The 11,741-nt window shown below is 71.7% G+C and carries 10 protein-coding genes; 3 read left to right on the plus strand and 7 right to left on the minus strand.

Translation table 11 applies throughout. The features are described 5' to 3' along the window. Positions 1 to 151: 151 nt before the first annotated feature. Positions 152 to 868: a VOC family protein gene (locus E1182_RS24745; RefSeq protein ID WP_132269528.1), complete on the plus strand. Its 717-nt coding sequence runs from the start codon at positions 152 to 154 to the stop codon at positions 866 to 868. Positions 869 to 977: 109 nt separating this feature from the next. Continuing rightward, positions 978 to 2,225 carry a phosphoribosylamine--glycine ligase gene (purD, locus tag E1182_RS24750; RefSeq protein ID WP_132269531.1) on the plus strand — a complete coding sequence of 416 codons (1,248 nt, stop codon included), beginning with the start codon at positions 978 to 980 and terminating at the stop codon, positions 2,223 to 2,225. A gap of 313 nt (positions 2,226 to 2,538) precedes the next feature. Here the strand turns inward: purD and E1182_RS24755 are convergent, their stop codons facing one another. From E1182_RS24755 to E1182_RS24785, 7 genes are all read right to left on the minus strand, one after another. Beyond that, the gene (locus E1182_RS24755; RefSeq protein WP_132269533.1) at positions 2,539 to 3,444 is read right to left on the minus strand and encodes a siderophore-interacting protein; all 906 of its coding nucleotides are present in this window, start codon (positions 3,442 to 3,444) and stop codon (positions 2,539 to 2,541) included. A 30-nt stretch (positions 3,445 to 3,474) separates the two neighbouring features. Next, positions 3,475 to 5,574, minus strand: a complete 2,100-nt coding sequence (locus E1182_RS24760) for an iron ABC transporter permease (RefSeq protein ID WP_371687603.1) — start codon at positions 5,572 to 5,574, stop codon at positions 3,475 to 3,477. Between the two features lie 5 nt (positions 5,575 to 5,579). Beyond that, positions 5,580 to 6,560, minus strand: a complete 981-nt coding sequence (locus tag E1182_RS24765; protein WP_132269535.1) for an ABC transporter substrate-binding protein — start codon at positions 6,558 to 6,560, stop codon at positions 5,580 to 5,582. Positions 6,561 to 6,593: 33 nt separating this feature from the next. Then, positions 6,594 to 7,427: an ABC transporter ATP-binding protein gene (locus tag E1182_RS24770; protein ID WP_132269537.1), complete on the minus strand. Its 834-nt coding sequence runs from the start codon at positions 7,425 to 7,427 to the stop codon at positions 6,594 to 6,596. A gap of 211 nt (positions 7,428 to 7,638) precedes the next feature. Then, on the minus strand, positions 7,639 to 9,198 hold the full coding sequence (locus E1182_RS24775; RefSeq protein ID WP_132269539.1) for an AMP-binding protein: 1,560 nt from the start codon (positions 9,196 to 9,198) through the stop codon (positions 7,639 to 7,641). 157 nt (positions 9,199 to 9,355) lie between these two features. Further along, positions 9,356 to 10,570, minus strand: a complete 1,215-nt coding sequence (locus E1182_RS24780) for an acyl-CoA dehydrogenase family protein (protein ID WP_132269541.1) — start codon at positions 10,568 to 10,570, stop codon at positions 9,356 to 9,358. A 1-nt stretch (position 10,571) separates the two neighbouring features. Beyond that, positions 10,572 to 11,024, minus strand: coding sequence for an SCP2 sterol-binding domain-containing protein (locus E1182_RS24785; protein ID WP_132269543.1), 453 nt, complete (start codon positions 11,022 to 11,024; stop codon positions 10,572 to 10,574). Positions 11,025 to 11,097: 73 nt separating this feature from the next. Between E1182_RS24785 and E1182_RS24790 the strand changes: the two genes are divergently transcribed. Next, positions 11,098 to 11,736: a TetR/AcrR family transcriptional regulator gene (locus E1182_RS24790; protein WP_207921506.1), complete on the plus strand. Its 639-nt coding sequence runs from the start codon at positions 11,098 to 11,100 to the stop codon at positions 11,734 to 11,736. The last annotated feature ends 5 nt before the right edge of the window (positions 11,737 to 11,741 follow it).

An 11,741-nucleotide genomic window follows, 5' to 3' on the forward strand; every position in this document is an offset into this window, starting at 1 on the left:
GTATAAGAGACAGACAGGGGGGTGTGGACGGGGTCTGCTGTGGGTCATGGGGCGGGCAGAGGTGCTGCCGAATCGCCGCCGCGCAGGACGGCGTGCGCTGCGCCCTCCGGGTCGACCGCCGGATGTCGGTGGGGCCTGGCAGGGTCAGGGCATGATCGGAGAACTCAAGACCGTCGTCGTGGACGCTGCCGACATCGTGGGCCTGTCCGCCTTCTACGCCGGGCTCGCCGGCTGGACCCAGGCCTATGCCGACGACGAGTGGATCACGATGACCACCGGTGACGGCTGGCGCATCGGCCTGCAGTACGCGCCGGTCCATGTGCCGCCGCGCTGGCCCGATCCGGCGTACCCGCAACAGGCGCACTTCGATCTGCGGGTGCCCGATCTCGCCGAGGGCACCGCGCGGGCCGTGGCCCTGGGCGCGACCCTGCTCCGGGAGAACGAGACCTGGCACACCCTCGCCGACCCGGCCGGCCACCCGTTCGACCTGTGCCTCAAGGCCGACGATCCGAGGACCACGCTGATGGGTGTCATGCTCGACTGCCCCGACGCCGAGAAGCTGTCCGCGTTCTACAGCGAACTGCTCGGCAAGCCGATCACCTACCAGGGCGACGGCATGGCGATGATCGGCGAGGAGGGCGCGCGGCCGATCCTGTTTCAGCAGGTGGAGAGCTACACCTCGCCGCAGTGGCCGGTTCCGGCTCAGCCGCAGCAGTTCCACCTCGACGTCACGGTCGACGACGTCGAGGCCGCGGAGCGGGCGGCGCTCGCGATCGGCGCACGGCGACTGCCCGGTGCCGGCGACAACTGGCGCGTCTACGCCGACCCGGCCGGCAAACCGTTCTGCCTGCTCTGGCCGGTGGAGTGACCACCCCCACTCCGGTTGATCACGAAGTTGCCGACGCGGTTGATCTCACCGGCTGCCGCCAACCTCATGATCAACCGGCGTGGGGCTCGGGGCAGTAGGATGCGGGGTCGTGCGCGTACTTCTTGTGGGAGGCGGCGGGCGGGAGCATGCCCTCGCCCTCGGGCTCGCTGACGACCCGTCCGTGGAGATGCTGGTGGCGGCGCCGGGTAACCCCGGTATCGCCTCCGTCGCCGAGCTGCGGGAGGTGGACACCGCCGATCCGGCCGCGGTCGCGGCGCTCGCCGTGGAGTTGCGGGCGGAGCTGGTGGTGATCGGCCCGGAGGCGCCGCTCGTCGCGGGGGTCGCGGACGCGGTGCGCGCCAAGGGCATCGCCGTGTTCGGCCCGTCCGCCGAAGCGGCCCGGCTGGAGGGTTCCAAGACCTTCGCCAAGGAGATCATGACGGCGGCGGGGGTGCCCACCGCGCGGGCCCACACCTGCACCGACCCGCAGAGCGCCGCCGAGGCCCTGGACGACTTCGGCCCGCCGTACGTGGTGAAGAACGACGGGCTGGCCGCGGGCAAGGGCGTGGTGGTCACCGACGACCGCGCGATCGCGCTGGAGCACGCACGCGAGTGCGGCCGGGTGGTGATCGAGGAGTACCTGTCCGGGCCCGAGGTGTCGCTCTTCGTGGTCACCGATGGGGAGGCGGCGGTGCCGCTGCTCCCGGCGCAGGACTTCAAGCGGGTCGGCGACGGCGACACCGGCCCGAACACCGGCGGCATGGGGGCGTACGCGCCGCTGCCGTGGGCGCCGCCGGACCTGGTCGACGAGGTGATGACCGACGTCGTGCACCCGACGCTGGCGCAGATGCGCCACCGGGGCATCCCCTTCGCCGGCCTGCTCTACGTCGGGCTGGCGCTCACCGCGGCCGGCCCTCGGGTGATCGAGTTCAACGCCCGCTTCGGTGACCCGGAGACGCAGGTCGTCCTCGCCCTGCTGGAGACGCCGCTGGCGGGGCTGCTGCACGCCGCCGCCACCGGCACGTTGGCCGCGCACCCGCCGCTGCGCTGGCGCGACGGCGCGGCGGTCACCGTCGTGGTCGCCGCCGAGGGGTACCCGGCGAAGCCGCGTACCGGTGACGTGATCACCGGCGCGGACCGCGCCGGGGTCATCCACGCCGGCACCCGCCGGGACGCCGACGGCACCCTGCGCTCCGCCGGGGGCCGGGTGCTCTGCGGTACGGCCACCGGCCCGGACCTGGCCGCCGCCCGGGACGCCGCCTACGCCCTGGTACGCGGCATCGAGCTGGCCGGCGCGCACCACCGCTCCGACATCGCCGCCGCAGCGGTCGAGAGCCGGATCGCCGTTCCCGACTGACCGGCATGGTCTTGCGAGAACCGGTGCCGGGTGGAGCTGAGAGCTCTTCAACTGCCACGGGGGTGGTGGTGTCCCGTAGTCGGGGTGGCCCAGCCTGCGCAAACCGGGTCAATATTCCGCACCGGGCCGGGACACCATCGGTGAATCTGCGAATCGCAGGCGATCGCTGTCACGCCGGGAGCGGTCGCGGGCAACACTGACGGGATCCCGGACCCTGATCGATCGCAGCTTCAGATGCGGATCAAGTTGACGGTGTAACTCGGGTGGGTTGGGTTCTACTTGCGGCCTGCGGAGAGGCGTCAAACCGATTGGATCACGTGGTGGCGGCGCGGCCGAGTCGCCAGTAGCCCATGAAGGCCACCGCGCGCCGGTCGAGGCCCCGCTCGGCGACCAGGTGCCGACGCAGGGTACGGATGACGCCCGCCTCCCCCGCCATCCACGCGTACAGCGGCACAGCTGGGACCTCCTCCGGCACCTCCCAGAGGAGCTCGGTGTCCACGTTCACGTCCGTGATGTGCCGGGCGTCCACCGGTGCACCTCCGGTCAGCAGGTCCTCCGCCGCGGCGGCGACGGCCGGCACCAGTCGGCTGCCGTGCCCGCCCGCGCCCCGGGGCAGCCAGCCCACCTTGATCCCCGGGGGTGTGACCAGCGGCAGCAGGTCGCCGGCGTCGGGCACCTCCAGCAGGACTGTGCCGCACGCATCGAGTGGGAGGCGTTCGCAGATGCCGCTGATCGCCGGCACGGCCGTCTCGTCCCCGGCTAGCAGCAGGCGGCCGGTCGACGGGGGTCGGAACTCGACCCCGCCGTGGTCCCCGCCGTAGCCGGCGTCCGGCCCGAGGATGGCGATCTCATCACCGAGGCCCACTCGCCGAGCCCAGCGGGTGGCTGGGCCGCCGTCGCCGTGCAGGACCAGATCCACATCGACCTCGGACACCTGCGAGCGGACCGCGCGGACGGTATAGGTACGCAACGGGTTGCGCTCATGCTCCGGCAGGGCCCGCCACTTCGCGTACCAGTCCGGACCGTCGGGCAGGTGCGCCCCACGCTGACCCGGCAGCGGCAGTGCCAGCCTGATTCGCTGGTCGTAGCCGTTGTCGGCGAAGCGGTCAAGATCGGGTCCGGTGAACGTGACCCGCGTGAACGACGGGCTGAGCCGGCGTACCGCCCGGACCTCCACAGCAAACAGCCGCCAAGGGGCGACGGTCAGGTTCTCGGTCATGCTGCCTCTTTGATGCTCGGGCCGGGCGTGCTACCGGGCGGTGGTCGCTGTAACGCGCGAGCGCCACAGCAACCAGACGAAGTACGGGGTGCCGATCATGGCGGTGACCAGACCGGCGGGAATCTGGGCCGGGGCTATGACGGTGCGACCGAGGGTGTCGGCGATGCTGACCAACGCGGCGCCGATCAGGGCGGCGACCGGGAGCACCCGGGCGTGCCGGCTCCCGACGAGTGCACGGGCCATGTGCGGTGCCACCAGACCGACGAAGCCGATCACGCCGACGGCGGAGACCGCGGTGGAGGTGAGCAGGGCCGCCGCACCCAGGACGACCAGCCTGGTTCGTTCCAGCCGGACGCCGAGCACCCGGGGGGTGTCGTCGTCGAGGGCGAGCAGGTCCAGTTCCCGCCGGGCAGCAACGACGGCCGGGGTGAGCACCACCAGGGCGATCACCACTGGCAGCACCTGAATGGCGGTGCGGCCATAGGTGGAGCCGGACAGCCAGGTCAGGGCCTTGCCGGTGTTCCACGGGTCGAACGCGACGATCAGGAAGGTGATCACCGCCATGCCGCCCTGCCAGGCTCCGAAGCCGATCAGCACCAACCGGTCAGAGTTGAGGCCCCCCCGCCACGCGACGCCGTAGACCAGGGCGAACGCCAGCATCGCGCCGAGGCCGGCGACGCCAGAGACCGCCCAGACGCCGGCCAGCGGGACGAAGGTGAGCAGCGCGACGGCGCCCAGGCCGGCGCCGGCGGTGATGCCGAGGATGCCCGGTTCGGCGAGCGGGTTGCGGCAGACCGCTTGCACGGTGGTGCCGGCGACGGCCAGGGCCGCGCCGGCCAGCACCGCCGCCGCGACCCGCGGCCACCGCTGGTCCAGCACGAAGGTGTACCCCGGCCCGGTGGTCCCGTTCAGCCAGTTGGCGATGTCACCGAGCAGCAGCCAGGTGTCACCGACGAGCATGCCGACCGCCACGGCCGCGACAGTGATCACGGCGGCTGCGGCGACCACCGTACGGTGGAAGGCCGCCGAGCGGACCGCTGCGCGTCCGGCCGGCGGGCGGCGGGTGGGTCCCGCGTCGCGGTGCCGGCGCGCAAGCCAGATCAGGACGGCCGCGCCGAACAGGGTGGTGACCACGCCGGTGGGGATGTCCACGCCTGCCTGCCCGCCCATGATGGCGCGAAGCAGCACGTCCGAGCCGAGCACGATGAGCGTCCCGGCGAGGCCGGATAGCGGCAACAGGAGCCGGTGCCGGTGCACCCCGGGCACCACGGGGGCGAGCAACCGGACGATCACCGGTGCGCAGAGGCCGACGAAACCGACCGGTCCGGTGAGCGTGACCGCGGCGGCCGACAACAGTACGGCCAGCACGGTGACGACCAGTCGAGTACGACGCACGTCGATGCCCAGTATGGTGGCGGTGTCGTCGCCGAGGGCGAGGACGTCGAGGCGGTGCCCGAGCAGCATCAGCGCCATGACGGCGCCGGCCATCACCGGGGCGAGCTGGGTCAGCGCGACCAAATCGCTCTGCACCAGCGATCCGTTGCCCCAGGCGAACAGGCCGATGGTGGCCTGCTCGAACAGCAAGAGCAGCAGCATGGTCACCGAGCTGAGCGCCAGCGCGGTCGCCGAGCCGGCGAGGATGAGGCGGGTGGTGCCCGACTGTCCCCCGCCGGACATGGCCATCACCAGGCCAGCGGCGGCGAGGCCGCCGCAGAAGGCGAGGCCACCGGCGGGTAGGGCGGGTAGGGCGACGCCGAACGAGGCGACGGCGACGATGGCCAGGTGGGCGCCGGCGTTCACGGCGAGAGTGTCCGGGGAGGCCAGCGGGTTGCGGGCGATCGACTGCAGGGCAGCGCCGGCGAAGCCGAGCACGACGCCGATGGCCAATCCGGCCAGCAGCCTCGGCAGCCGGGCGGCGACCAGGATCCGGGCCGCTTCGTCGTCCGTGCCGACGGTGAGCCGCAAGAGGTCGAGGGTGCCGACGCTGGACGTGCCCTGGGTAAGGTGCACCGCCCCGACCACCAGCAGGAGCAGGATCACGGCGACGAAGACCCCGACAACACGGGTCGAGGCAAGGATCCCACCCGGAGCCGGCCGGACGTCCGGCTCCGGGTGCGGGGGTGCGGCCAGCACACTCACGCCGTGTAGGTCTTCACGAGCTGGTCGATGTACTGCTTGCCGGAGAGCGGACCGCCGAAGGTCCAGAGACCGTCGGGCATCCGGTGCAGGTTGCCCTGCTTGACGAAGGGCAGCGACTTCCAGATGGCATTGCTGGCCAGGCCGTCGGCGAAGACGTCGGTGCCATCTGAGGCGTTGTAGAAGAAGTGCAGGTTTGGGTCCTTGAGCGCGGTCAGGCCCTCGACGTCGGTCTGCCCCAGGCCCCACACCTCGTCGGTCTTACCGGTCCAGGCGTTGGTCAGTCCGAGCTGGATGCCGACCTGGGAGACGAGGGCGCCCTGACCGAACATTCGGATGCTGACGGTGCTGCCCTCCTTCCAGCCGTCGGCGATGGCGAACGGCCTACCGGTTGCACCGGCCTCGGAGATCTTCTTCTTGCCGTCGGCGAGGGCGGCTTTAAAGTCGGCGAGCAGCTTCTCGGCCTCAGTGGTCTTGCCGACCGCCTTGGCGATCATGGTGAGGTCCGTACGCATCCGGCCGAGGTTGTCCGACGCGTCGCTGCCCTTGGCGACCACCACGGGTACGTACTTCTCGAGCTGGGCGACGAGGTTGGCGCCCCGGTCGTCCTCCATCACCACCAGGTCGGGCTGGAGGGCGACGATGGAGTCGACGCTCGGCTCGCCGCGGGTGCCGACGTCCTTGACGCTCGGGTCGAGCTTGGCGGCGCTGACCCAGGTGGCGTACCCCTTCGGGTCAGCGACGCCGACGGGCATGACGCCGAGGCTGACCAGCATCTCGACCTCGCCCCACTCCAGGCCGACCACCCTGGTCGCCGGGGACTTGAGGGTGATCTCCTTGCCGCGACTGTCGGTGACGGTGACCGGTCCGCCGGCGGCGGCGGCGGAGGTCTCGGGGGGCGCGGTGTCCTCGGTGGTGCCGCAGGCGCTGAGCAGCAGCGCAGCCGCGGCGACGACGAGGGTGACACGGGTACGGGTCATGATGTTCTTTCTGACGAGGTGCGAGTGGTTTGTTCAGGCCGGGATGCGGGTCAGGTGGCGCCCCACGGGTCGGGTGGTCACGAGTCCGCTGTCGGGATCGGTGGTGACCTCGATGCGGATGCCGTAGGTCTCGGTCAGGGCCTGTTCGGTGAAGACCCCGGCCGGGGCGCCGGTGGCGCGGACCCGGCCGTCGTGCAGCAGCACCACCTCGTCGGCCACCGCGGCAGCCTGGTTGAGGTCGTGCAGCACGACACCGACCGCGACGCCGTGATCGTCGGCGAGGTCCCGGACCAGGTCGAGGATCTCCACCTGGTACCGCAGGTCGAGAAACGTGGTGGGCTCGTCGAGCAGCAGCACGGGGGTGTCCTGCGCCAGGCAGGTGGCCAGCCACACCCGCTGCAACTCGCCGCCGGAGAGCTCGTCGACCGGGCGGTCGGCCATCGAGGCGACGCCGGTGACGTCCATGGCACGTGCGATGGCGGCGGGACCATTCCGGTCGTCCGCGCGCCAGCGACCCCGGTACGGATGGCGGCCGTACCCGACCACATCACGGACGGTGACCCCGTTGGGCACCGGGCGGCTCTGCGCGAGCAGCGTGACCCGGCGGGCGAACTCCTTGGCTGGCAGGCCGGCTGCGGCGGTGCCTCCGGCGAGGTGTACCGCGCCGGCAGCGATCGGATGCAGCCGGGCCAGTGCCCGCAGCAAGGTGGATTTCCCGCTACCGTTCGGGCCCACCAGGACGGTCACGGTGCCGGGTCGCAGGGTGATCGTCGCCCCTTGCACCACGGCCACCCCGTGATAGCCCAGGTGGAGATCGACACCCCAGAGGCTCTGCGCGCCATTGCTCGACGCCGGTCCGTCAGTCATAAGGTTAGGCTAACCTAAGCTTTTGTGAACCTGTCAAGGTGGCTACCCGGGCGGACGGCACCCGGCGACGACGATGCCGGCCGGCAGGCGGTAACCGTCGGCCCGCGCCTGCCGCCGGCGCAGAAACGGACCGTGGGTCGAGACCGGTCGCGGGCGTCGGTGAGATTCCGCCGCCGGGACACGCACGGGAAGCGGGGGTGGTGAACCCCGGTCAGCCGTAGTAGCGGCGCAGTTCGCGGGTGAGCACCTTGCCGGTGGCGTTGCGCGGCAGGTACTTCACGAAGACCACGTCCCGGGGCACGCTGAACCGGGCCAGGTAGTGCCGGACGTACTCGCGGACCGCCTCCGGGTCCAGGGTCTCGCCGGGGTGCAGGGCGAGGAACGCGGCGAGGCGCTGCCCGTACTCAGGATCGGGGACGCCGATGACGGCGGCCTCGCGTACCTGGGGGAGGCCGGCGAGCAGGTCCTCCACCTCGGACGGGAAGACGTTCTCCCCGCCCGAGACGATCATGTCGTCGGCCCGCCCGTCGACGAAGAGCAAGCCGTCGGCGTTGATCCGCCCCAGGTCGCCGGTGTCGAGCAGCCCGTCGCGGGTCTCCCGCTTCGCGCCGGAGGTGTAGCCCTCGAAGAGCATCTCGTTGCCCACGAAGATCCGTCCGACCTGGCCGTGGGGCACCGGCTGGCCGTCGTCGTCGAGGATGGCCAGGCGGGTGCCGTGCGGCGGCCTGCCGGCGGTGGTGGGGGCTTTCCGCAGGTCGGCGGGGGTGGCGATGGAGGCCCAGGAGACCTCCGTCGAGCCGTACAGGTTGTAGACGACGTCGCCGTAGCTGTCCATGAACCGGGGCGCGAGGCCGCCGGGCAGCGCCGAGCCGCTGACCGCGACCACCTTCAGCGGGGGCCGTGGGTCCGGCGGCGGCACGTCGAGCAGTCGCTGCACCATGACGGGTACGGCGAACAGCGCCTGGCACTGGTGGGTTGCGAGCGCCTCCAGCGTGGCCGCGGGATCGAACCGTCGCTGTAGGACAACGGTGGCGCGCAGCGCGAAGGAGACCTGGAGGGCGGCGAACCCCCAGGTGTGGAAGATCGGCGCGGCGATCAGCACGGTGTCCCGGGTGTGCAGCGGGATTCGGTCGATGATGGACACCAGCGGTCCGAAGCCGTTGGGGGTGGGGCGGCGGGCGCCCTTCGGTGCGCCGGTGGTGCCGGAGGTCAGGACGATGGTGCGGCCGTCCCGCTCGGGTGGTTGCAGCTCGCCGGGGAGCGCGGCCGCGATCAGCTCCTCGTGCCGGCGTTCGTCGACCCGCTGCACCTCGGCGGGAAGGCCGATGACCCGTTCGGCGAACTCGTCGTCGTGCACCAGGACCCGCAGGCGCTGTTCCTCGGTGACGGTGGCGAGTTGCGCGGCGGACAGCCCGCTGTTGACCAGCACCGCGTCCGCGCCGAGCACGGTGGCGGCGACGATTCCCTCGATCAGCCCGCGGTGGTTGCGGCAGAGCAGCCCGACCCGGTCCCCGACCTGCACGCCGAGGGCGCTGCGCATGGTGCGGGCCAACCGTTCGGCCCGATCCAGCAGTTCCTGGTAGGTCAGCTCGCCACGGTCGTCGATCACTGCCACCCGGCCCGGGTCCCGTGCGGCGGCCTGGCGCAGCTCGCCGGTGATGCTCCAGCCCCACTTGCGTAGCGCGCCGAGCTGCGAGGCGACCCGGATCGGCCGGCCGGGGGTGAGCAGCCCGCGCTTGGTCAGCGTGGCCACGACGAACGGCAGGTCCATGCGGCGGGCCTCCTTCGGGGCGAGGTGCGGTGCGGGGCTGCGCGCAGCCCCGCACCGGCGGTTCACCGTTCGATCATGCCCCGGCGAGCGACGCCCTCCCAATCCGTGGACGGGCGGCACCGCCGCTGGTGCTGGTGCCGGCACCGAGGGTGACGGCTCAGCGGATCTGCATTCCGGAGATGGCGCGGGAGATGACCAGCCGCTGGATCTCGGAGGTGCCCTCGAAGATGGTGTAGATCTTCGCGTCCCGGTACCAGCGCTCGACCGGGTGGTCACGGAGGAAGCCGGCTCCGCCGAGCAGTTGGACGGCCTTCTCGGTGACCGAGACGGCCACCTCACCGGCCTTGAGCTTGGACATCGAGCCCTCACCGGCGGCGAAGGGACGGTTGTTGCGCCCCATCCAGGAGGCCCGCCAGACCAGCAGCCGGGCCGCGTCGATCTCCATCTTCATGTCTGCCAGCGCGAACGCGACCGCCTGGTTGGCGATGATCGGTCGTCCGAACTGGACCCGGTCCTTGGCGTAGTCCAGGGCGTACTCGTACGCGGCCCGGGCGACACCGAGTGCCTGGGCGCCGACGGTGGGCCGGGACAGCTCGAAGGTCCGCATCGCCGCCTGGCCGGAGGCCCGCTGTCCGGACCTGGCTCGGGCCAGCCGCTCGTCCAGGGCCTCCTTGCCGCCGAGCAGGCATCGCCCGGGTACGCGTACCTCGTCGAGGAAGACGTCGGCGGTGTGCGACGCGCGCAGGCCGAGCTTGCGCAGCTTGCGGGTCGCGTTGAGCCCCGGTGTGCCCGGCGGTACGACGAACGCGGCCTGCCCGCGCGAGCCCAGCTCGGGCTCGACGGAGGCGGTGACGACGTGGACCCCGGCGATCCCGCCGTTGGTGGCGTAGGCCTTCTGCCCGCGCAGCACCCACTCGTCGCCGGCCTCGTCGTAGACGGCGCGGGTGCGCATCGCGCCGACGTCCGAGCCGGCCTCCGGCTCGCTGGTGCAGAACGCCGCGACGGCCGGGGAGTCGATGTCGCCGAAGCACTGCGGCACCCATTCGACGAGCTGGTCGGGGGTGCCCGCGCCGTAGATGGCGGCCACCGCGAGGGAGGTGCCGAAGATGCTCAGCCCGATGCCGGCGTCACCCCAGAACAGCTCCTCGCTGGCGATCGGCAGGGACAGGCCGGTGGGGTCGGCCCAGCAGGTGGCGAGGAACTCGAACCCGTACAGGCCGACCTTCGCCGCCTCCTGGATGATCGGCCAGGGGGTCTCCTCCCGGTCGTCCCACTCGGCAGCGGCCGGGCGCACGACCTCGGCGGCGAAGCCGTGCACCCAGTCGCGGAGATCCCGCTGTTCCTCGGTCAGGTCAAGCGAGAACTCGACCATGTCAGGCCTTGGGGATGTCGAAGAGGTTGGCGATGTTGGCGGCCAGGCCCAGGTCACCCTTGGCCTTCAGCTTGCCGGTCATGAACATCATGACCGGGTTGGCGCCGCCGGAGACGATCTTGAGGAACTCGACCGGGCCCATGGTCAGGCTGAGCTTCGGGTCGTGCTGCGGGGTCTCGTTGACGGTGCAGGTGCCGTCGGCGATGACCACCTCGTAGGTGTCGGAGCCGCCGTCGGGCCGGCCGGTGATGTTCCAGTGGATGACGGCGTTGGTGGAACCGGCCCGGTCGGCGCGGAACAGCTGCGGCATCCGGCCGAAGACCTCGCTGAGGATCTTGCCGCGCAGGTCGCCGGACATCACCTCGGCGATCTTGCTGTCCGGGGTGGACTTGACCAGCTGGGCGAACTCCTTGGGGCCGACGTTGGCGAAGTTGGCCGGGTCGAAGTCAGTCATGGGGTTGCACCTTCCGGGGGTGTGAGTGGTTACTCAGGCGTAACCTTACGTGCGAGTAGGTATGCTGACAAGAGTGTCCAGCACACCCACCTTCAAACGCCTGCCTCGGGCCATCCGCGAGCAGCAGATGCTCGATGCCGCCGTCCGGGTCTTCTCCCGCCGTGGCTTTCACGCGGCCAGCATGGACGAGATCGCCGACGACGCCGGCATCTCCAAACCGATGGTGTACGCGTACCTCGGCACGAAGGAAGAGCTCTTCGTCGCCTGCCTGCACCGGGAGACCGCCCGGATGATGGAGGCCATCGCCGGCGCCGCCGCCCCCGACCTCCCCGCCGACCAGCGGCTCTGGCGCGGGCTGCGCGCCTTCTTCGGCTTCGTCGGCGCGCACCGCGACGGCTGGAAGGTGCTCTACCGGCAGGCCCGGGGCTCCCAGCCGTTCGCCGCCGAGCTGGCCGCCATGCGCGCCCGGCTGGTCGGGGTGGTCGCCGGCATGCTGGACCACGCGCTGCGCGCCGAGGGGCGCGAGGTGGCCGAGACCGAGCTGGAGGTCGTCGCGTACGCCCTGGTCGGCGCGTCGGAGTCGCTGGGCGACTGGCTCGCCGACCACCCCGACGCCGAGCCGGAGAGGACCGCCACCCGGATGATGAACGTCGCCTGGCTCGGCGCCGGCCAGCTGCTTGGTGGCGTCACCTGGCGCCCCCCAGCGAACTGACATCC

The organism is Micromonospora sp. KC721 (assembly GCF_004348355.1).
In the GTDB taxonomy this organism is placed as follows: domain Bacteria; phylum Actinomycetota; class Actinomycetes; order Mycobacteriales; family Micromonosporaceae; genus Micromonospora.

What these genes read in the sequence shown, in the direction of transcription:
- E1182_RS24745 (WP_132269528.1), top strand. Translation starts at nt 152, where the DNA reads ATGATCGGAGAACTCAAGACCGTCGTCGTGGACGCTGCCGACATCGTG.
- E1182_RS24755 (WP_132269533.1), bottom strand. Translation starts at nt 3,444, where the DNA reads ATGACCGAGAACCTGACCGTCGCCCCTTGGCGGCTGTTTGCTGTGGAG.
- E1182_RS24765 (WP_132269535.1), bottom strand. Translation starts at nt 6,560, where the DNA reads ATGACCCGTACCCGTGTCACCCTCGTCGTCGCCGCGGCTGCGCTGCTG.
- E1182_RS24770 (WP_132269537.1), bottom strand. Translation starts at nt 7,427, where the DNA reads ATGACTGACGGACCGGCGTCGAGCAATGGCGCGCAGAGCCTCTGGGGT.
- E1182_RS24775 (WP_132269539.1), bottom strand. Translation starts at nt 9,198, where the DNA reads ATGGACCTGCCGTTCGTCGTGGCCACGCTGACCAAGCGCGGGCTGCTC.
- E1182_RS24780 (WP_132269541.1), bottom strand. Translation starts at nt 10,570, where the DNA reads ATGGTCGAGTTCTCGCTTGACCTGACCGAGGAACAGCGGGATCTCCGC.
- E1182_RS24785 (WP_132269543.1), bottom strand. Translation starts at nt 11,024, where the DNA reads ATGACTGACTTCGACCCGGCCAACTTCGCCAACGTCGGCCCCAAGGAG.